The organism is Gracilimonas sp. (assembly GCF_040218225.1).
Classification (GTDB): Bacteria; Bacteroidota; Rhodothermia; order Balneolales; family Balneolaceae; genus Gracilimonas.
This window is the reverse complement of sequence record NZ_JAVJQO010000004.1, coordinates 300,303-321,573: the sequence shown is the minus strand read 5'-3', so window position 1 is coordinate 321,573 and position 21,271 is coordinate 300,303. Positions and strand designations below refer to the sequence as shown.

The following is a 21,271-nucleotide window of genomic DNA, read 5'->3' as shown; positions in this document are numbered from 1 at the left end:
AAGCATTTCTATTTAAGCAGGGTCATTTTTTTAACACGCACCTGATTTCCGGCTTCCAGCCGATAAAAATAGATCCCACTGGATAATTGACTTGCATCAAAGTCGATTTGATGCGTTCCGGCAGATTGCTTCTCATTAATCAGGGTTGAAATTTTTTGCCCCATTAAGTTATAAACAATTATTCGCACACTACTGCTCTCAGGGATTGTGTAACCTATAGTTGTAGTGGGGTTAAATGGATTGGGGTAAGCATTTTTTAGTGTAAATGTTTTTGGCTGTCCATCATCTTCAATTGAGACGTCAGTGTTTTGCTGCGGGCGTTCTACAATAATGAAATCGCTGAAAGAGGTGATTCCTGAAGCACAAATTGATTCCTCATTTTCCGTAACTGATGCAGATAAGACGCTCCAATCTGATTGCGGATTTTCTCTTTTTGCTACAGATAACAGCTCACTATCAAAGTTTGTTAAATCTACTTGATTTAGCGAGAGGCAAACTTCAGCACTAAAATCAGAGGCAGTTTCGATATGGAGGGTCCAGAGCTTATTTGAGGCCATGGTAAGGGAATCAGGAATGCCGATTTGACCAGCGTTAGCATCAGAATTCAGGGTTGCATTGATTGTAAGTGGCTGATCCATTTCAGTAAAGTTTACTGTTGCGCCAAGGTCTGGAAATTCTGCCAGTCTCAGGGTGTCTTCAATTTGAGCGTATCGCTGAGGTATGCCATTAGTCATCCATATTTCTCTTCCCAAAGAATCTCCTTCAGCAGTGAAGTATAGCTTTCCATTTAGAACACGCAGATCTTCAGGGTCTGAGCCATCTGGTTCACCGCGATCTATACCTGTACGCAGGTTTGCTACATACATGGTGCCATCCTGAGTGCCATCTGTCATCCAAAGTTCTCGGCCCGCAATGTGAGCCTGACCGTAGCCATCATCTGAAGCTACAAAGTATATGCGTCCATTATATACCGCTGCAAAATCTGTATGGTGATAATCAAACAGATTAAAAAGAGATTCTACCGCTTTTTCAGTTCCGGCTTTAGTGCCATCTGTTTTCCAAAGAGTGTACGTACTGAAAAAATAAAGCTGATTATTAAGCTTAAAGATCTTTGGACTTAAATCAGAACCATCCTCAATCACATAATTATCTACAGTCATATCAATAACAAGGGATGTTCCTTCAGGGGTGCCATCGCTTTTCCAAAGTTTGGCATCTGAGATAAAGTACCAGCTCCCATTGAATTCAACGGGCTCTTCTTCAACATAAATTTCTTCATCCAGAAATTTCCTGGTTCCTTCTTCGGTGCCGTCGGTAGTGTATAAGTATTCCTTATAGGAAGAATCACTTTCGGCGTTAAACAGCACGGTTCCGTTTATGGAGGTAAAGTTTTTGGGTGAACTGCTATTTTCTATGTCATCTGAGTCTTCATATTTCCCGGGAAAGATGTCCTTTACCATATATGTGCCTTCAGCGGTTCCATCTGTTGCCCAAAGTTCTTCTCCGTAATTATGGTGACGGGCAGAAAAGTACATAGTGCCATTGTGGGCAAAAAAGCGATCGGGACGAGAGCTGTAATTTGTCTCTTCTGTACTCCATTCTTCCTGGAAATATTGTCCGGGATCAAGGTCCTTGAGCAAGTACGTTCCTGATGCTGTTCCATCTGTCACCCAAAGCTCTTCGCCGTTATTGGCTTCAGGATAGCGCCCATCTTCAGCAGGGAAATAAGCTTTTCCATTCATAACTCCAAAGTGTTCGGCATCTGAAGAATAATCACCCGGATAAATGTCTTTAAGCATGTAGGTGCCTGATGCTGTTCCATCAGAAACATATACTTCATCTGAGTATTCTTCAGTTACAGCCGTAAAAATGATTTTATCTCCTAATGGAGTAATTTCTTCAATATCAGGATAGTCGTCATCAGGAGCCAAATCTGTAATTTTTTTGGTTCCAGCCTTAGTACCATCTGTTATGTACAACTCTCCCTCATCTTCATCATTATCGGCCACAAAAAACATAGTGTCTCCAACAACGGTCATATACTCAATATAACCGTCACTACTTCCCGGGTTAAGGTCTTTGAGAATTGTGGTTTGGGCAAGAATGGAGCTTGATAACAGCAGGAGAAGCAGCACAGAAAAAGTTGCAGATATAAAGCTAGAAACAAGAGTCTTTTTGGCTTCGTTATTCATTTGTATCAGTTAGCGTATATTTGGATTGTGTACCATTTGATACGATAGCTGAACGAATAAAGGCTCAAAAGGGCTGGTTGCTACAAATGCAGGCCACACTCCGTTTTACCAGAATCTCCCCAGCGGCCGTCACGCCCCTCACCCTTTTTAGTACAATGGGTACAGCCAATCGAATCATATCCAAAGCGTTCTAAAGGGTGGCGTGGAATGCCATAGCTTTCAAAGTAATCATCAACCATTTCAGCTGTCCAGTCGATAAGCGGGTAGTAGCGATGGAGGTCATCTCTTTTCTGCAGAATCTCCAAACCACTGCGGTAGCTGTTTTGATATCCAATTAATCCAGATATCCACACTTCGTGACCTTCTTTAACTTTATCTAAAGGCTCAACTTTATTGTAGTGGCAGCATAAATCCGGATTTGATTCCCACATTGTGTTTTCTTGGGAAATACGGTGCTTTTCTTCATCCGGAATATGGTCTATCACATTCACACCGTACCGCTCAATAAGCTGGTTTTTATATTCCAGAGTTTCCGGAAATAAATATCCGGTATTTATAAAGTGAATAGGATGATTAGGCCGGATACGACTTATCATATGGATAAGTAATGCTGATGTAGTTCCAAATGACGTGGTAATGAGCACCTTATCCCGATACTTGTTCAGGATGTGAGCAATGCGTACATCGTTATGAGCGGACGAAAGCGTCTTGTTTATTTTTTTGCTTTGGAGAGTTTCCATAGCCTGAATTATCCCATATTCCTGAGGATTTTTCAATCATTTAGGCGTAGAAAAAAAGCACCAGACTTCTGTAAGCGCTTTTTTGAAGGCTTGGCTTACAAATGAATTAAATTTTTTTTAATGGATTACTCCCTGATTCCCAATTATTTCTATTTTGAAGCAAAAATGGCGACATGAGTATTACACAAAAACGCATTTCTGATCATATTTTATGGGCAACCATCGACAGGCCGGCCGCTCGAAATGCTATCGACTTTCATGTGATGGAAGAGCTGGAACAATTGGTTGAGTTGTTGGAAGAGGAAGAGGAAATCAGGGTATTTATTTTAAGCGGCGCAGGAGAGCAGTCATTTGTAGCCGGGGGAGACCTTAAAAAATTTCATGCCATACAATCCAGGGAAAAAGCGATGGAGATGTCGAAGCGAATGCATGATATTTTCAACCGGATTGAACAGCTGCTTTGTTGGACAGTTGCCTGTATAAACGGCGATGCTTATGGCGGAGGTATAGAGCTGATGTTGGCCTTCGACTTCAGGGTATCGGTTCCGACAGTAAAGTTTGGATTTACGCAAGGGCGTTTTTACTTAGTGCCCGGCTGGGGGGGATTAACCAGACTCGTAGAAAAAGTTGGTAAAGCGAAAGCCATGCAGTGGTGCGGGAAGTCTGAAGTTCTTTCAGCCAACAGTGTGCTGGCACATGGATTAATCGAAAATATGTTAAGGGGTGAAGACATGGAAGCGGAAGTTCTTGAATGGACAGAAAAGCTCACCAAAAATGACCGAAAGTTTATTAAAACCCTCAAAGAAGGAGCATCAAGGTTTTCACCACAAAGAAAAGAAGCACTTGAAGCAGAAATAGAGCCTTTTGCTGAACTCTGGGTTGATGATAAACACATCAAAAGGGTTGAGCGGTTTATGAACAAGAAGCAGTAAAATTTAATTATAAAATTGAAGATGTATCCGTTTTTGGATGTGTTCTTTATCGTTTTTCACTTCTCATTGATTGCCTTTAATCTGACGGGCTGGGTTTGGTCAAAAACGAGAAAGCTCCACTTGTATGCTATTTCAGCAACAATTTTATCGTGGGTAGGCTTGGGAGCAATTTATGGATTGGGTTATTGTCCCTGCACCGATTGGCACTGGCAGGTTAAAAGAAAATTAGGGGAGACTGACCTGCCGGCTTCCTATGTGAAGTATTATCTGGACGCGGTTTTTGGGTTCTCCTGGAACCCTGTTGTAGTAGACTTGCTTGTCGCCTTGCTGGGGATCGGGGCGCTGCTTATTTCTGCCTGGATGAATTACCGGGATTGGAAAAATCGAGGCAAATAAAAAGGCGCACTTCAAAGTGCGCCTTAAATAAATTAGATATTGATTAATTACCGGATTGTAAAGTCAGCTTTGAAAACGGTATTGCCCCAGGCAAGATTCAACTCTCCACCTTCTTCTGTCTCTTCAACAGAAATGGTAAATGCTTCTACCACTTCTTCTGTAGTCGAAATCTCCATCGGGACACGGCCTAAATCCTGACTTTCATCATAAGAGCGCCCATTCTGTCCGGTTTGCTTGTTTATGATTAAAGTACCGCCATCTTGTTCAGGAATGGTAAACAGGGTGTATTCTCCAGCTGGTACTTCAAGGTCGCCGAACATCAGATCTTCGGAGGTATAAAAATGAGTTGCTCTGTTAGCTCCGGTTCTCCATCGCTCACCCCATGGAACAATGTTTCCGAATAGGTCACGGCCTCGTTTTTTGGGTGAGCCGAAATCAACACGGAAGTTGGCTCCTTTAAATGAATATTCGGCACTTACTGCTCCTGAAAGCTCACCCACTGGCTCATTGCCAAACTGATTAGCTAAAGCATTCATATCCAGTGCATTTGTTCGCGACACTTTGAGTTTTCGTGTAGTCAGTCCGGCATCTAAGTGCTGAATATCACCGTCTCTGTTTACGTGTACACCCATCACTCCACGGTAAGGGTGGCGGATTGTCATAGAGTCGCCCTCAATTTGAGCGATGGTGAAATCCATGATCCGGTTGCCGGATAACAATGGCTGAATTACAGTATCCTGATTAGCTTCAGCAGCCTTGTTGAATGCCAGCTCATAGGGCCAGTGGACCATGTCTATAAAAGGAAGTAATCCTTCCTGAAAAGGAGCACGATAAGTGATGTACTCTTCATCTCTGAGAACCCTGACCGACAGGCTATCTCCAACTTTGGTAATGTTACGAACGGTTGCGCCATCCTCCTGAAAACCATTAACCGGAGAGTGGTCGGTCTGTACCATGCTTTCAATTCCACCCAGTTCATCAAAGTGTAATATGTAGGTAGAAATTTGAACTTCAGGGCTTCTTAAGATTACCTGGGCTGTAATGCTTGAGTCGGTTTTTACAAATTGTTCAACAGCAAGGGTATCATTACCTAACAAGGTAACAAAGGCCCCTTTGTTAGGATCTTCAGTGCTACAAGCCACAAATAATGTGGCCGTTAAAAAAGTGATTAATAAGTTTCTCATAGGTCTATATTTTTATTGTGATGCAAAAATCTATTTTAAAAAGTTCGCATTGACAACATCTACAGATTAAACTTTGAAAAAAGAGATCCGTCTGTTCGATCTATAGTATTTATTGAACATAAATTACGCTTCTATCATTTGACGGAAGCACCCTGAATGATTGAAAGCCTAAAGGGATTAGGTGACTTTCTCTTCAGAGATTTTCTTTAGCGCTTCTACAAAAACTTCTACAGGCTGTGCTCCTGAAAGGCCGTACTTCTCATTGATGTAAAAGAAGGGCACTCCCTGAACACCAATCCGGTGAGCTTCTTCCACATCGGTTACTACTTGGTTAGAATAGGTGTTATTCTCTAATACTTGTTTTGCTCTATTACGATCGAGACCAGCATCAGACGCTATTTCAACCAGAGTATCTATATCGCCTACATGCTTTCCCTCAATAAAATAAGCCGAGAGCAGGGCTTCTTTCATCTCGTCCTGTTTGTCGTGTTCTTTTGCAAGATGAATTAGCTGATGAGCATTAAAAGAGTTAGTAGGTTTAACTTCATCCATGTTAAAATCCAAGCCGGCACTGGAAGCCATTTTAACCATGTTGGCATTCATTTGCTGCGCCCATTCACGATCGCGGACATACTTTTTGGCAAGCGTATCATAGATATCAAGATCAGAATTTATAGGAGCGTTCGGGTCAAGCTCAAAGCTTTTCCATATAATCTCCACATCCAGATCAGGGAGTTGCTCCAGGGCTTTTTCGAGGTGCCGTTTACCGATATAACAAAATGGACAAACAACGTCCGACCAAACTTCAATTTTCATCCGAATAAATTATTGTGTGATGCTTTACAGGGTATAACTTTTCCCACAGGCAGAAGGTTCATCCTGAAGAGAAAATGAAGAAAGTTACTAATCGTTTGTTTGCTGAAGGGTATACAATCCCAAAAAAGCCATGCCGGTAGCTATAACCACAGATACAATGGCGGTCAGAAAAACAGATTCCATTGCCACTTGTTGATCAAGCATCCATCCCATCAAAAAAGGACTTATAGCTGTACTGAACACCATGATAGAAGCAAAAAGTGACCGAACAGTTCCTATCACATTCTCGCCATACAGTTCGGTTAAAAGGGCGGACTTGATGGTACTTCCGAGCCCCATCGTTATGCCTATCAGAGCCATGTAGACGAAGGCAGACCAAATTCCGGGATGAAGAAATGCTACAAATAAACCTAATCCCATAGGTAGCAAATAAAAGGGATATATCGATGAAGCACTCCACTTATCAATCAGAGGGCCAACACCCAAAGAACTCACGATGCGGGTTCCTGCAAAAAAGACGAAAGCGGAAGCAATAATGGCGGCTGTCCAGCCAAGTTGCTCAGCTATAGAAACCTGATATAAGAATAGCCCGGTAATCCAAAATGGGGGGAGTAGAACAGCGGGTAAAATTAACCAGAAACGCTGCTCACCGAGTATTTTTTTATAAACTGCAGAAGTTGTGTTTTGGTCGGTATCATCTTTGGTTTTTATTTCCTGATTCGTTTTCTCCATTTCTGTTTTATTAAGTACAATCAGAATGAAAGGGATAAACAGAAAGGCGATGACGGCTGCAATTAATCCCCAGGCACTTCGCCAGCTCATAACAGCGAGTAAAGCAGCCATTGCCAAAGGTAAAATGCCTTCTCCAAGTGGGTATCCTAAACTGGAAACGCTTAGAGCTTTGCCTCGCTGAAGCTTAAAATAGCGGGCCATTGCTGTCTCTGCCGTATGGCCGCTCAAACCCTGCCCGGAAAGCCGGAGCATTAAAATACCGGCAAACAGGAAGCCAATGTGCCATGAAAGGGACATCGTGATTGCGGCGGTTAGCAACCCCAAAGCAACATACAAGCTGTATTTACTGATAGGGAGATGATCAATCCATTTTCCCATATAGGGCAGTATAGCTGCACTAGATAATGTTGCTATTGAGTAAATGGAGCCAAAAGCGGCGTTAGAAAGGTTGAAATCTGCAAGGAAAAAAGGCACGAAAAGGGAAATCAGGAATGTTTGCCCAAAGCTTGAAAAGAAAGTAAAAGACAATCCAAAGCTAAGTACTTTTCTCTCTCGAAGAACGAAACTTATGTAATTCAATAATCTGAGGTTCTGTAAAAATGTTATCAGTGAGTGAACCCAAAGATACCCTTATTTCAAATAACCCGATATTAAGAAAAGACAGTATTATTCTATCCTTAATATAAACTAACTCTATGTAAGCGCTTCGTTTAGAGAAGTTTAGCCCAGTAAGTTTTTCAGGGCCTCAATTTCTACAGGCTTCTGGATAAAATCGTCTACCTTTTGGTCCCATTCAACCCTAAACAGTTCCTGATTTTTCTTGTCAATCCGAGAGCTTATCACAAAAATCTGGATGTCCTTATTCACTTTATCTCTTATGGCCTGGAACTCATTAAGGAAATCCCAGCCATTCATTTCCGGCATATCGATATCAAGCAGGATTAAATCAGGCAGGTTGTCGTTGTTTTGCTCCATTTTCTTGATGGCCTCAAGCGCTTTTTGGCCATTTTCGAACGACATAATATCATTTCCGGGGAGGTAGTTCTTAATGATCTTCGAAACACCGTAGGTGTAAATCTTATCATCGTCAATAATACAAATACTCTTCAATGAACTCATTTTAATAATATCTTAAAGGTTGTTCCCTCTCCGGGAATACTGTCAACTTCTATGGAACCCCCCATAGACTCTATTTGATTTTTAGTTATATACAATCCGATACCTTTGGCATTTTCATTTCCGTGAAAGGTATTATACATGCCAAATAATTCATCACCATGCTTTTCTAAGTCTATGCCTAAACCATTATCGGAAATTTGAAGAAATACTTTATCATTTTCTTCCCATGCATCAATATTAATTCTGGGTTTTCTTTCAGGATGCCGATACTTAATAGCATTTGAAAGAAGGTTTAACAAGATGCTTTCGAGATAAGCCGGATTATACTCAAAAGAAAGATTTTCAGGCACTTCTTCTTCAAATTTAACATTGTTTGCGAGAATTTCAGTTGTTAGAATCTCTTTAATTCGTTCAATAGTTTCCTGAAGATTTAGCTCCTTGAAGTTGCTGCTCTTTTTGTATTGCTGATCAATAATTTCATTCAAGTCAGCAATAGATTCATTGAGTCGTTTGGAGGCAGCACCCAGGTGGCTGAGCAACTCTTCTTTTTCTTCCTGAGATTCTTCCATATCGTAAAGAGACAACAGCATAGAAATATTTCCAGCATGATTGCGCAAATTATGAGAAACGATATGAGCAAAATTCTTTAGCCGTTTATTTTGCTCCCCGATAATATCGAGGCTGTTTCTTAGCTCTATTTCATTCCGTTTTCTTCTGGTGATATCAGTTACGATAGAAAGAACCGCAGCCTTGCCGGAATCGGTATCGGGAAAAGGAACCTTAATAGTTTGATGCCACGCCTCGGTGCCATCGGGTAAAATCGTTTTATCCTCAGGGATAAATAGTGGCTCGTTTTTGCTGATTACCTCTTTGTCTGCTTCAAGGAACTTAAGAGCTTTATCTTTAGGAACACCAATATCCACGTCCCTTTTTCCAACCATTTCTTCCGGAGTTCGGCCAAAAAAACCGGCGGCCGACTTATTGGCCATCAGGTATTCCCCGTCAAGATTTTTTACAAAAATAAGATTTGGAGCAGAGTCAATAACTTTTTGAAGCTGCCTTCTCAGTCTGGCAATATGTTCAAATCTTCTTTTTTCCTCTGTGATGTCGGTTACGTATCCATATCCGATAGTAGTACCGTCGGGCTGCCTCTCAGGCTTTGCCTTTCCACGAACCCACCTTAGCCCATTTTCGGGCAACACAACACGATAATCAATTTCCCATGTAGTCAGGTTTTTTGAGGAATTCTGAATGGATTGTATCACACGATTGATGTCATCTTTGTGGATACGTTGTATCACCGGCTCAATACTGTCTTTTACTTCCTCGGGCTCCAATTCATAAATGTCTCTGATACCAGCACTTGCATAAGGGAAACATGCTTTACCTTCAGAAAGGTAGTGGAACAGATAAAAGAAACCGGGCACTTGCTCAGATAGCCTGGAGATAGTAGCATCTTTTTTCTTAAGTACTTCCTCAGCTTTTCGCTGGTTTGATATATCCCGGGTTATTCCAAAAGTTCCAATAACCTTTCCGCTATAGTCATAAAGAGGGATTTTTGTGGTTGAGGCCCAGTGCTCAGCTTCTTTACTATGTGGAGAGCCCTCTTTTTCGATTTTATTTATGATGGGTTGCTCCGTTTCCATGACCCGCTTTTCATCCTCAAGGGCCTGTTGAGCATGTTCGTCATCAAAAAAATCAAAATCGGTTTTACCAATGGCTTCTTTCGGATTTTGGAGGCCAAACTTTTTTGCACAGGCATTATTTATGGCTATAAAACGACTTTCTTTATCTTTAAAAAAGATACTGTCAGGAAGGTGGTTCATCAGCTTCTTGAACAGGTCAGCTCGTTCACTGGCCGATAGTCCATATCCATTCTCTTCTAATACTCTGCGGGCCTGACCTACAACTAAAACAGGCTTGTCGTCTTTCCATTGAATAATCTCCCCTTCCCAGACCAGTTTAAAATAATCTTCTTTATTGATGGTGTGATGAGAAGTCTCGGCCGTAAAGTTGGTGCTTCCTTCACTTTTGGTATGATCCTGAAAGGCTTTGGTGATTTTTTGCAGGTCTTTTTTAGTGAAAAGGACTTTGGCCTCTTCAAAAGTAGAGGGGAAATCATCTGCGGAACAGCCAAAAAAATTGGCAAATGTTGTTCCGAGTTTTAAAGCGTCAGTCTTAAGATTCCAAGACCAGAAAGCATACTCACCCTCTCTCTTAACATTTAATTCCAGACTGTTCATTTTTTGTGATATTAACGGAGATTATTAATTGACACCGTTAAGTGGTTTTAGGGATATAATCAGCAAACTTTATTTTTTCAAAGTACAAAATAGTAAACGGAATAAAAGAGTCCTGATTTGTTGGCAAGCTAATGTGCAACAGGTTTTTATAAACACACAGAAATAATTAAAAACTGCATTCTGTGATCAGAACTCTATTAAGTAACAAATAAATAGCGGATTAATTACTATTGATCTTCAAGCCTTTCCAGCATACGAAGCCTGGTTGCTTCGAACTCATCTCCGGAATCCCAGGTTTGAAGGTCCTCAGCATTGAGGGCTCTATAGCCGGTCATGAAAAACAACCGGGTATCAATTTCGGCACCGCTTAGATCCCAATATTCGTTGACTTCATCATTAACGGTGTGATAATTAGCATCAGCCACACTGTCGCGTAGAGCAAGAAAGTTTTCTCCCTTGTCGGTGTACTCTGTTCCAGGATTTGGAAAAATAGCGGGGATTCCAACTTTGGCCATATTGAAATGATCAGAACGGTAGAAATAGCCGCGCTCAGGGTATGGGTCGGGTTTTACAGTTCGCCCTTGTTTTTCAGCTTCTTCTTCCAATAAATCACTAAGCGAAGTTCTTCCATAACCAACTACTACGACATCCCGCGTTTTTCCATACACATTCATGCCATCAAGGTTGATGTTTGCAGTCACTTTTCCGGGATCAACGGTTGGGTTTTCGGCCCAGTATTGGGAGCCGAGCAAGCCCACTTCTTCAGCACTTACAACTACCGCCAATACACTTCTCTTAATTACAGGTTGAATAGATTTGTAGGCTTCCATCATTTCCAGAAGGGCGCTTACACCAGCCGCGTTATCAGAAGCACCATTGTTGATGGAATCTCCGTCAACTGGAGTCGTTATTCCGAGGTGATCGAGGTGGGCCGTAAGTACTAAATATTCGTCTTTCAGCTCCGGGTCACTTCCTTCGATTTTCGCAATTACGTTTTGGGATTCAATTTCCCTGTAATCAGCATCCATGCTCATATTCATGCTGACGCCAGAAAGCTCAACCGGCTCAAAGTCACGACTGTCAGCGGCTTCAAGCTGTTCGTTTAAATTCAGTCCGGCTTCTTCAAACAAAAGACGGCTTGCCTGCTGGGTAAGCCATCCATTGAATTTTGTTGGTGAAGCTGTAGCGTCTCCCGCTCCTTTTAGATAAAACCGTTCGCGGCTCCATCCATTGGCGACTACATTCCAGCCATAGCCCGCAGTTTCATCTGTGTGAATGATGATGGCACCAAGCGCTCCCTTCTCTTTAGCCTTCTCATATTTGTAAGAATACCGGCCATAATACAAGCGGGTTTTACCGGCAAAAACATCAGGAGAAAATTCCGGATCGTTATTTTTGATTACCAGGATTTTTCCTTCAACATCAACGCCTTTGAAGTCGTCCCAGTCTTCTTCCGGAGCCTGAATCCCATACCCCACATACACCAGTTCTGCATTGCGGATGTCTACTTCCTCAGACTGATTAGCAGGCCATGCCATGAACTCATCATAATATTGAAGGGCAAATGGAGAACGCCCATCTGTACGAACCGACATTTCTGCATTTGAGGTGGTTTGTCCCAGAAGAGGGAATTCCTGAATGTAGCTGTTGTCATCAGCTGCGGGTTGAGCATCCATTTCCTCAAATTCTGAAACCAGGTACTCAACCGTCATTTGCTCACCTTCGGTTCCGGTAGCACGCCCCATAAACTCATCCGAAGACAGCGTTTCGATGTGTCTTAGTAATGAATCTTTGTTGATGGTTTGTGCTGCCTGGTCGGCGGGAGAAGAACTGCACGCGGCTAGCAGTATAAGGGAAGTAATAAGCAGGTGAATTGATTTCATGGTCGAATATTTAGGCTTGTCTGTTGTGCTTAAAATAGCTCAGAAAAAGATGCAATAAAAAAAGCGAAAGGTGCTTTAAAAACTTTTTTACACCTTTCGCTTTAGCAAAAATGAAAAACTATTCAGAATTAGTTAGTCGTTTCCAGTTCTATTGTGAATTTTTGAACCAGATCGGTAACTCTTTGGTCATTGACCATGCCACCAACCAGGTAGAATTCATTTCCGGCTTCTGCTATACCCCGGTGATCCATACTTGCGGTTGGCATTTCGCCAAGCTCAACCCATTCTTCAGTATCAAGGCGGTAAGCAAAGACCGTGCTTTCTGCAAAGGCCGGTTTAGTATTATAACCAATACCATTATAGTTATAAGGATTTGTAGAACCTCCAACAAACACGACCATTTCCACGGGAGATTCAACTCCAACGGCAGCCATGCGGTATCTTGCTTGGCCAGGATGTTGCTTAATACGGTTCCACTGAATTTCTTCAGGATTTTCAGCATTGATTTGACCTTTGATACTGCCGGGTGACATCATAAATATTTTTTCGCCTTCATCAACAACGGTTTGAACTCCATCGGATAGAACCATGGTATTACCAACAATTCCGCCTGAGTGGCCAAATACCGGAGGTCCGGGGTAAGGAGTGGCGTGTGACCATGAATTCGTCTGAGTGTCATACAGTTGTACATTGGAAACGTTATTTGTATTGGTCCAGCCACTAACCAGATAGATATATCGGTCTTGGTAAACAAGGGAAACAGCATCTTCAACAGGAAGAAGCATATCTGCAACCTGCTCATAAGTGTTTGCTACAGGGTCGTATCTAAACACTTCTTCTGTGGATACTTCTGTTCCATTTTCGTCTACAGTATATCCGCCAAAGATGTAAATTTGTCCATTTACGGTTTCGATAGTACTTGCCAGTCGCCCGGTTTGATCAGGTACGCCGGGGATCTGTTCCCAGGTTCCTTTGTTAACATCAAAACGAGCAGCAAAATCACTTATATCTGCATGTGTTTTGCCTTCTTTTAACCCGAGAAAGGTATAAACAAACCAGTCTCCGTTAACCTGAGTGGCTGAAACTGCGTTGTTGGAAATTCCCATAGGCAACGATTCTGCTTCCTCCCAGTTTAGTGCAACCTTTTGAGGTGCTTGCTGGCAAGAGGCTACCAGAATAGAAAGGGTGAAGAGTAATAATATTCTTTTCATTGTATAAATAATTGACTTATAGTCTGATTTTTAATTTTGCCCGAACACTTGCACATTAGCAACAACATTAGTGTTCGGTATTTGTTTAATTTCAAGCTTTAAAGATACAGCTTTTATATGTCTTCTTTTAAAAATAAAATTGTTCTAATAACGGGTGGTGCCAGCGGTATTGGCTATCTGATGGGAGAAAAAGCGTTGCAAAGAGAAGCCCGAAAATTGATTATCTGGGATATGAATGAAGACAAATTGCTGGACGCAGGAAAGCGATTGACTAAGCAAGGATATTCTGTAGAAACGGATGTTGTAGATGTTAGTGATCCGAAACAGGTGCAGCAGGCCGCAAATAAAGTGCTCGACGAGCACGACTCAATAGACATGCTGTTTAATAATGCAGGAGTTGTAGTCGGGAAAAAGTTTGAGGATCATTCCCTGGAGCACATCAAAAAAACCATGGATGTTAACAGTCTGGGGTTGATGTATGTAGCCCGTGCTTTTTTACCAGCCATGATAGAAAATGGATATGGCTATATCATCAATATTGCCTCGGCGGCAGGGCTTACCCCTAATCCCGGTATGACCGTATATGCAGCTAGTAAATGGGCGGCGGTGGGTTGGTCAGAGTCATTGAATCTGGAGCTGCGGAAAAATGGAGATCCCGTTAAAGTTCTAACTGTGATGCCCAGCTATATTAACACCGGAATGTTTGCGGGAGTTACCACTCCTTTACTGATGCCCCTTCTGGACCCTGATGACATTTCAACCAAAATACTGGATGCTGTAGAGCGCGAAAAAGAGCGATTAAGAGAACCATTTATGGTAAAATTAACGCCTTTTATCAGAGGGATACTCCCGGCCAGGTTATATGATTTTGTGGCGGGTAAGATTTTTGGTGTTTATGATTCCATGAATACTTTTATTGGCAGAAAAACAGATGACTAATGGACGGAAAAGAATTGTTGGAGCGTCAGCGGACTTATTTTAAGTCTGGAGCTACGAAGTCGGTGGAGTTTAGAATTCACCAGCTTAAAACATTGAAGAAGCTGCTAAAAGAGCATGAAGACGAGTTTAACCAGGCAGTTTATAAAGACTTTAAAAAACCAGAGCTGGAAATGTATGCAACCGAGCTCGGGATTCTTCATAATGAAATTAGCTATGTACTGAAGAAGCTCAAAAAATGGACCAAGCCCCAAAAAGTGTCCGGAACGCTGGTCAATTTTCCATCTAAAAATTATACAGTTGCTGAACCTTACGGATCTGTTTTAATTATTGCGCCATGGAATTACCCGGTTCAGTTGGCGTTGCTGCCTCTTGTTGGAGCTATTGCAGCTGGAAACACGGTGGTTCTAAAGCCATCAGAAATAACCTCTCACACTTCAAAAGCCATTAAGGAAATTTTAGGGAAATGGTTTAAGGAAGAGTTTATAGCCGTGGTGGAAGGTGGTGTTGACACCAATCAGGATTTATTGGCTCAGGATTTTGACTACATCTTTTTTACCGGAAGTACCCGGGTTGGACAGATTGTGATGGAAGCTGCAGCTAAAAACCTAACTCCCGTTACGCTGGAGCTGGGGGGTAAAAGTCCCTGTATTGTTGATGAAACCGCTGATCTTGAAACTGCTGCACGGCGTATTGCATGGGGAAAATTTGTGAATGCAGGTCAGACCTGTGTAGCGCCAGACTACCTTCTGGTTCAATCCGGTATAAGAGATCAATTCCTTGAGTATTTCAAAGAGTCGATTAGAGATTTTTATGGAGTGAATCCAAAGTTGAGCCCGGATTACCCGCGGGTTGTGAATGAGTCTCATTTTGATCGGTTAAATAGTTACCTGGAAGAAGGAAAGATCTTCTGCGGGGGGAAAACAGACCGGAATGAGCTATATATTGAACCAACCGTTTTGGTGGACATCAAAAAAGGGGGCAGTGTAATGGAAGAAGAAATTTTCGGTCCCATTCTACCCGTCTTGACCTATGAAGAACTGCCCGAGGCTGTTAACATTATAAACTCAAAGAGTAAGCCATTGTCACTGTATTTGTTTTCAAAAAACAAGGAGGCAGAGTCAATGATTATAGAAAAATGTTCGTTTGGCGGCGGAGCAATAAACGATGTACTGGCTCATTTAGGAAATCACCACCTGCCGTTTGGAGGTGTGGGAAGCAGCGGAATGGGGGCTTATCACGGGAAACAAAGTTTTGATACTTTTTCTCACACCAAGAGCATCATGAAGAAACCGTTTTGGCTGGATATCCCCTTTCGGTATGCGCCATATAAAGGAAAATTAAAATGGATAAAACGAGTGTTAAAATGAGCGAAGAAACATTCAGAGCATTTTATGTTGAAGAGAAATTCAAAGGGGAGTTTTCGTCATCCATAGAAGAAGTCCCATTTTCGTTTTTGCCGGATCATGAGGTGTTAATAAAGGTTCACTTTTCATCACTGAATTATAAAGATGCTCTATCTGCTTCCGGTAATAAAGGGGTGACCCGGAGCTATCCTCATATTCCGGGAATAGACGCATCCGGGGTAGTTATTGAAGATGCATCGGGTACATTTAAAGAAGGGCAAAAAGTAGTGGTTACCGGCCGTGATTTAGGTTCCAATACATCCGGAGGATATGGTGAATTGATTCGCGTACCCAAAGATTGGGTAGTAGAATTACCCTCAGGTTTAGAGCTGGAAACAGCCATGAAATATGGAACAGCAGGCTTTACTGCGATGTATGGAGTTAAGCGATTGCAGCGAGAAGTCATTTTGCCAGAGGATGGAAAGATATTGGTTACAGGAGCTACAGGAGGTGTAGGTTCACTGGCCATATTCTTTCTTTCAGAACTAGGATATAAGGTTGTGGCTGCAACGGGCAAATTGGATAAGAAAGAATTTCTGAAGGAGCTTGGGGCTGAAGAAGTGATACATCGTGATGAAATCACGAATGTAACGGAAAGCTTTTTACTGAGCCGGGAATGGAATGGGGCAATCGAAACGGTGGGTGGAAATATGTTGGATGCGGTAATCCGCCAAACCAATCATGACGGAGCGGTTGCCTGTTGTGGAAATATCTTGGGCCATGAATTAAATACAAATATATACCCATTTATTCTTCGCGGGGTAAGTTTGCTGGGCATTGATTCGGCTATTTGCAAAATGCCAATGCGTCTTAAAATTTGGGAAAGCATTGCAGCAAGGAATCATGACAAGCTGCCGGGTAATTTCGCGAAAATAGTGGAGTTGGAAAATTTACAGCCCGAAATCGATGCTACTTTGAAAGGAGAACAATCAGGAAGGGTGATTGTACAGCATCAAACAAGCTGAATAAAAAAAGCCAGCCCAATCATTGGGCTGGCTTTAGGAAAACAATAAAGCAGCGATCAAACTGCTTTATGTGGGTTATGGGTATTTGTTTGATCTAAGTTCTTATGCTGCGTACTGAGATTCTGAGTTGATCTTGTTTTCCGCCTTACTCAGGGAGTTAGATAAATCAGATTTAGTTACAGGCTTCAATAAAAAGTCGATGTATTCAATGTCTTTGGCTTGCTTTAAAACCATGGGGCTGTCGTCGCCCGACAAAAATATCACTGGAATATCAATGTGGTCTGAGCGTAATCTTTTTGCTGTTTCAATGCCATCAAGATCACCAGAAAGTTGTACATCCATGAGCAAAATAGAAGGATTGATATCTGCAATAATGCTGAGCACTTCTTCACCGCTTTTAGCCTTACCAACTACTTCATACCCAAGCTTGGTAACCAGCTTCTCTTCTACTATCGAAAGCAGCGGATCGTCTTCAACTATCATTACCTTTCTTGTGATCACTGTTATACCCAATGCATTTATATTAAAAACTTCTAATGTTAATATATTAGAAAATTTTAATAGGGTCAATGTGTCTGGTGAAATTTTTTTGGTTGAAGGGTAGTTAAAACTAGAGTACAAAAAACAAACAATAGGAAGGGAAATGATCATTCTTCACAGAAAAAGAGATGACACAGAATCTGATCGGTTAGAAGAAAAGTTGAATAAGCTGGTTATTTCTTTCAAAACTATTAATCATGAAAGGAAAGCTGAGAACCGTCCATATCCATATATCGAGGAGGATGGGAGGCAGTTTCAAAGTGATGAAGAGATTGAGATGTGGCTGAGGGAGCTGGAATCACAATTAAAATGGCAGCGGTCTCTGAGTGGAGATGGGTGCTATATCAACCCCAAAAACGGCAAAGTGTGTTAACAAAAACCGGCACTTTATTTCGTAATGCTTTTCCCCTTTGGATTGTAGGGAACCGCCTCATCCAGAAACAGTGCTTCATTGATAATTTCCCGGATGGTGTCTTTTGGGATTTCATCAACACTGCCAAAATCTACACTTAGCACCTGCTTTCTTCCCTTACTTTCCAGTAACCCCTGCTCATTCGATAATTCATATCCGCGAAGAAAACATAGCGAAACCTTGCCATTTTTAAGAGGATTCAGATAACACACCCAGGTTTTTTGGTCGTAGAATGGAATACGGTATTTTATGGCTGAGGAAACCGTAGGAAAGGAAGTTAGCAGGTTATGAAAGTATAGCATCACTTCTCTTTGATCTCCTTCTTGACGAAGTATAAAGTTCCTGACATCATCCATTATTTTGAGGCAGTCCTGTCAAGTTTTTGGGATAGAAGCCAGGTATATAAATCATCACTCCGGTACACTCGTTTCCAGGTATCGTGCCCCAGATCCTCATGATTGGTAAACCGAACTTGCTGATGGCCTAATTCTTCCAGTTTATTTAGCCCGGGATAAAAATGTTTAGCCCGAACAACAGGATCTCTGCCACCTGCAAATGCCCAAACCGGAATTTTATGCTCTGCAATAGGACTCATGAGATCCGGATGACCCCAACCTGCTACAGGGGCAATAGCTGCAAAGCGCTCAGGATATGAGCTTGCTAAATGCCAGGTTCCAAAACCGCCGTAACTCAATCCCGTTACATAAACCCGATTTGAATCAGCTCTGTAATTCTCGATCACATGATCAATCATGTCTATCAGGTCTCTTTCTACCCGTTCCCAGCCATTAGGTAATGTTAGGTAATCAGCCAGTTCACTTTCTGCACCAGTCATCTTTTCCGGTGTGTCAAAGAAGGGTGCACGTTCAGGAACCCCCTCTTCCAGTCTTTTTGGAAATGAAGTGGTATCCCGGTTTTGCAGGTAAGCAGTATGCTCATCCATTCCAAACATGTGAAGCTGCGGGGAAATGATGATGAATGGCAGGTCTTTTTTATAGATCCAGGCTTCTTTCAGCGGGCCATGGCCAAGAACAAAATCGAGTTCATTTTTACCATTTCCACGTTCTCCATTTCCGTGAAGAAACATCATCACCGGCCAGTCTTTATCAGAGAATTTATAGCCATTTGGAAGATACAGATAAAAGTCACGCTCTTCTCCGGCTACCTGGCTGGTATAGGAGACGCGTTCCAGTTTATCGGTTTGGCAACCTGATGCAAACAGAAATATGACTGAGAATGTGAAAAGAGCTGGAAAAATCAAAGTGGAAGACATGGCAGAGGTTGAATTGCTTTTTCCGAATATAGCAGATTCAGTACTAAAGAGAAGCCCGCCATTTATTTAGATGAGAAAATGCCTTTATCATGCGCGAGCCATACCAGCTAAACCATTCTCCATTAACCAGTTTTATCTCTGACTGAGGACAAACCGCTTTGATTTCATCGATATGTTTCTCTTTAAATGGATAAGGCTCACTGCTTAGCAGAAGAAGTTCTGGCTGAAGTTCTGCAACTTCCTTCAGGGTGGTTTTGGGATATCTTTTATGAAGCCCATACACATTATCCAGTCCATATTTATGAAGGACATCATGAATGTAAGTGTCATTTCCAACGGTCATCCAGGGGTCTTTCCAAATGAAATAGGCCACGGAAAGCGGAGGCTTTGCTGGCCGGTCATTTAAAAGAGCCGTTATTTTCTTAACAAGTACACCGGCCTGTTCCTTAACCCCCAGGACTTCTCCCAATGAGCTTATTTCAAGAATAGCATCCTGAATGGAGTCAATTTCTGTAACACGAACCGGAGCATATTTTTCAAGAAGTTCGACATCCTCTTTTCGGTTTTCTTCTTTGTTGGTAAGAATGAAGTCTGGTTCAAGTTCTACAATCTTCTCCAGATTGGGGTTTTTTGTTCCGCCGATAATTTCAATTTCTTCAATTCCCTTAGGGTGGATACAAAACCGGGTGCGCCCAATCAGTTGGTCTTTTAATCCCAGGTCAACCAAAAGCTCCGTAAGGCTGGGCACTAAAGAAACGATTCTTTTATAGGGTAAGTCAGGCATAGCGATTTATGATATTCTCTGCCTGGCGACAATAACTTCCACCAAACAAATTGGCATGAACTAAGATCGGGTATAGGTTACAGATGTTAACCCGGCTGTCAAAGCCTCCTTCAAGAGGAAATTCTTCATTATAACCATCATAAAAATTGGCTGAGAAACCTCCAAATAATCGGGTCATGGCCAGATCCATTTCACGATGCCCATAGTAGACAGCAGGATCATAAATGCTGGCGTTTCCATTTTTTGTGAACATATAATTCCCACTCCAAAGGTCGCCATGGAGAAGGGCTGGTTTTTCAGCAGGAAAAACAGAACCTAGTTTTTTATATAACCCCTCGACACTCTTCAGGATCGTCCGGGTCAGTTTTCCGGATTCAATTCCCATGCGTACCTGAGGTTCAATTCGTTCCAGGGCGAAGAAGTCGGCCCAGTTGGAATGCCGGGAGTTAGACTGGGAAAGCTTTCCAATATAATTATTATGATCCAGCCCAAAATGATTGGCTGTTTGTTTGTGAAGCTTCGCCAGCTCTTTGCCGAAATCCCGAGCGGAGTGTTGTTTTCCGCCACCTTCCTCAATCCAGTCAAGAACAAGAAAATCTTCTTTGATTAAAACCGGTGAGGGAATTTGAAGATCAGTGTCTGCTGAATTCAGTAATTGAAGCCCCTTTGCCTCGGCTTCAAACATGTTTTCCGGAGCAGAGCTGTTCCACTTTACGAACAATTCTTTCCCGTCATCTAACAAAATTTTGGCAGCCTGATTAATATCACCACCATGGACTGACTGCAGGGATTGGATCTCAACATTCAGCTCTTGTCGGATTTGTTCTTGAATGGCTTCGGAAAGCATGATTTACTTATTGATATGGGGTTCTAATTCTTTAAGCAAAGTCTCACAACTGCGGTTTAAAACCTGAAATACATTTTCAAATCCCTGAAGTCCACCATAATAAGGATCGGGGACTTCGCCATCTCCGGGACTGGGGTCAAACTCGCGCATCATTTTTATTTTCTCTGAAAAACGATTTTTTCGGTCTAAGTCTATGATATTTCTATGATTTTCGGAGTCCATGGCAAGGATAAGGTCAAACTCTTCCAGGTCCGCATATTCAAATTTTCTGGCTTTAGAAGGCAGGTGAATACCATGCTTATTTGCGGTAGCCTGGCTTTTACTATTGGCCGATTCTCCAACATGATAAGCGGCGGTGCCCGCCGAATCGATATGAAAATAATTTTCCAATCCGGCCTCCCGAACTTTATGAATAAAGATACCCTCGGCAGTCGGACTTCGGCAAATATTGCCCAGGCAAACAAATACGAGTTTATAAGGATTTTCTTTAGAAATGGTGCGGTGATATGTTTCTGTCACAGTAATTGAGTTAATTTTTTTCCAAAGGTATGTGTTGATAAACAGCTTTTCATCTCTTTTCATTTAAGTGTTCAGAAAACATGCTTGGCGTTAGCTACAAGTTGCAGATTTTTTTGAGCGAACTGAATACATGGTTTTCTC

General features: G+C 42.0%; 21 protein-coding genes. 6 read left to right on the top strand and 15 right to left on the bottom strand.

What is annotated here, in order from left to right:
* Positions 1-8: 8 nt before the first annotated feature.
* Together RIB15_RS05390 and RIB15_RS05385 are read right to left on the bottom strand one after the other, a co-directional pair.
* Positions 9-2,192 carry a T9SS type A sorting domain-containing protein gene (locus RIB15_RS05390; protein ID WP_350201128.1) on the bottom strand — a complete coding sequence of 728 codons (2,184 nt, stop codon included), beginning with the start codon at positions 2,190-2,192 and terminating at the stop codon, positions 9-11.
* A gap of 80 nt (positions 2,193-2,272) precedes the next feature.
* Complete coding sequence (locus tag RIB15_RS05385) at positions 2,273-2,932, bottom strand: phosphoadenylyl-sulfate reductase (RefSeq protein WP_350201127.1); 660 nt, start codon at positions 2,930-2,932, stop codon at positions 2,273-2,275.
* A gap of 173 nt (positions 2,933-3,105) precedes the next feature.
* Here RIB15_RS05385 and RIB15_RS05380 point away from each other — a divergent pair, with 173 nt between their 5' ends.
* The gene (locus RIB15_RS05380; RefSeq protein WP_350201126.1) at positions 3,106-3,864 is read left to right on the top strand and encodes an enoyl-CoA hydratase/isomerase family protein; all 759 of its coding nucleotides are present in this window, start codon (positions 3,106-3,108) and stop codon (positions 3,862-3,864) included.
* 21 nt (positions 3,865-3,885) lie between these two features.
* On the top strand, positions 3,886-4,260 hold the full coding sequence (locus RIB15_RS05375) for a DUF2784 domain-containing protein (RefSeq protein ID WP_350201125.1): 375 nt from the start codon (positions 3,886-3,888) through the stop codon (positions 4,258-4,260).
* 47 nt (positions 4,261-4,307) lie between these two features.
* Here the strand turns inward: RIB15_RS05375 and RIB15_RS05370 are convergent, their stop codons facing one another.
* The 7 genes from RIB15_RS05370 to RIB15_RS05340 all read right to left on the bottom strand — a co-directional run bounded on the left by RIB15_RS05370 (position 4,308) and on the right by RIB15_RS05340 (position 13,448).
* A complete protein-coding gene (locus RIB15_RS05370) occupies positions 4,308-5,444 on the bottom strand; it encodes a DUF2911 domain-containing protein (RefSeq protein ID WP_350201124.1) in 1,137 nt (378 codons plus the stop codon).
* A 177-nt stretch (positions 5,445-5,621) separates the two neighbouring features.
* Entirely contained in the window at positions 5,622-6,260 is a 639-nt protein-coding gene (locus RIB15_RS05365; RefSeq protein ID WP_350201123.1) for a DsbA family oxidoreductase, read from the bottom strand.
* A gap of 87 nt (positions 6,261-6,347) precedes the next feature.
* Positions 6,348-7,571 (bottom strand): MFS transporter, encoded by a 1,224-nt coding sequence (locus RIB15_RS05360; protein WP_350201122.1) that lies wholly within the window; start codon positions 7,569-7,571, stop codon positions 6,348-6,350.
* Between the two features lie 141 nt (positions 7,572-7,712).
* Positions 7,713-8,111: a response regulator gene (locus RIB15_RS05355; protein WP_350201121.1), complete on the bottom strand. Its 399-nt coding sequence runs from the start codon at positions 8,109-8,111 to the stop codon at positions 7,713-7,715.
* Positions 8,108-10,354 (bottom strand): PAS domain-containing sensor histidine kinase, encoded by a 2,247-nt coding sequence (locus RIB15_RS05350; protein WP_350201120.1) that lies wholly within the window; start codon positions 10,352-10,354, stop codon positions 8,108-8,110. The genes RIB15_RS05355 and RIB15_RS05350 overlap by 4 nt, the downstream gene beginning before the upstream one ends.
* Positions 10,355-10,581: 227 nt before the next feature.
* Positions 10,582-12,237 (bottom strand): M28 family peptidase, encoded by a 1,656-nt coding sequence (locus tag RIB15_RS05345; protein ID WP_350201119.1) that lies wholly within the window; start codon positions 12,235-12,237, stop codon positions 10,582-10,584.
* Between the two features lie 128 nt (positions 12,238-12,365).
* On the bottom strand, positions 12,366-13,448 hold the full coding sequence (locus RIB15_RS05340) for a Kelch repeat-containing protein (RefSeq protein ID WP_350201118.1): 1,083 nt from the start codon (positions 13,446-13,448) through the stop codon (positions 12,366-12,368).
* A 117-nt stretch (positions 13,449-13,565) separates the two neighbouring features.
* Here RIB15_RS05340 and RIB15_RS05335 point away from each other — a divergent pair, with 117 nt between their 5' ends.
* From RIB15_RS05335 to RIB15_RS05325, 3 genes are read left to right on the top strand one after another with little or no spacing between them, the layout of a single operon-like run.
* A complete protein-coding gene (locus tag RIB15_RS05335; protein WP_350201117.1) occupies positions 13,566-14,387 on the top strand; it encodes an SDR family oxidoreductase in 822 nt (273 codons plus the stop codon).
* Complete coding sequence (locus RIB15_RS05330) at positions 14,387-15,754, top strand: aldehyde dehydrogenase (protein ID WP_350201116.1); 1,368 nt, start codon at positions 14,387-14,389, stop codon at positions 15,752-15,754. Before RIB15_RS05335 ends, RIB15_RS05330 begins: the two co-directional genes overlap by 1 nt.
* Positions 15,751-16,755, top strand: coding sequence for a YhdH/YhfP family quinone oxidoreductase (locus RIB15_RS05325; protein ID WP_350213998.1), 1,005 nt, complete (start codon positions 15,751-15,753; stop codon positions 16,753-16,755). The genes RIB15_RS05330 and RIB15_RS05325 overlap by 4 nt, the downstream gene beginning before the upstream one ends.
* Before the next feature lie 102 nt (positions 16,756-16,857).
* On the opposite strand, the gene RIB15_RS05320 is transcribed toward RIB15_RS05325, so the two are convergent.
* Positions 16,858-17,256 (bottom strand): response regulator, encoded by a 399-nt coding sequence (locus RIB15_RS05320; protein WP_350201114.1) that lies wholly within the window; start codon positions 17,254-17,256, stop codon positions 16,858-16,860.
* Between the two features lie 142 nt (positions 17,257-17,398).
* On the opposite strand from RIB15_RS05320, the gene RIB15_RS05315 reads away from it, so the two are divergent.
* On the top strand, positions 17,399-17,668 hold the full coding sequence (locus RIB15_RS05315; RefSeq protein WP_350201113.1) for a hypothetical protein: 270 nt from the start codon (positions 17,399-17,401) through the stop codon (positions 17,666-17,668).
* 14 nt (positions 17,669-17,682) lie between these two features.
* Here the strand turns inward: RIB15_RS05315 and RIB15_RS05310 are convergent, their stop codons facing one another.
* Genes RIB15_RS05310 through RIB15_RS05290 form a run of 5 tightly spaced genes read right to left on the bottom strand, consistent with a single transcriptional unit; the run spans position 17,683 to position 21,130 of the window.
* Positions 17,683-18,063 carry a DUF1801 domain-containing protein gene (locus tag RIB15_RS05310; RefSeq protein WP_350201112.1) on the bottom strand — a complete coding sequence of 127 codons (381 nt, stop codon included), beginning with the start codon at positions 18,061-18,063 and terminating at the stop codon, positions 17,683-17,685.
* Entirely contained in the window at positions 18,063-18,980 is a 918-nt protein-coding gene (locus RIB15_RS05305) for a carboxylesterase family protein (protein WP_350201111.1), read from the bottom strand. The genes RIB15_RS05310 and RIB15_RS05305 overlap by 1 nt, the downstream gene beginning before the upstream one ends.
* Before the next feature lie 43 nt (positions 18,981-19,023).
* Entirely contained in the window at positions 19,024-19,764 is a 741-nt protein-coding gene (locus tag RIB15_RS05300) for a helical backbone metal receptor (protein ID WP_350201110.1), read from the bottom strand.
* Positions 19,757-20,611: a fructosamine kinase family protein gene (locus tag RIB15_RS05295; RefSeq protein WP_350201109.1), complete on the bottom strand. Its 855-nt coding sequence runs from the start codon at positions 20,609-20,611 to the stop codon at positions 19,757-19,759. Before RIB15_RS05295 ends, RIB15_RS05300 begins: the two co-directional genes overlap by 8 nt.
* Before the next feature lie 3 nt (positions 20,612-20,614).
* On the bottom strand, positions 20,615-21,130 hold the full coding sequence (locus RIB15_RS05290; protein ID WP_350201108.1) for a low molecular weight protein-tyrosine-phosphatase: 516 nt from the start codon (positions 21,128-21,130) through the stop codon (positions 20,615-20,617).
* Positions 21,131-21,271 lie beyond the last annotated feature (141 nt).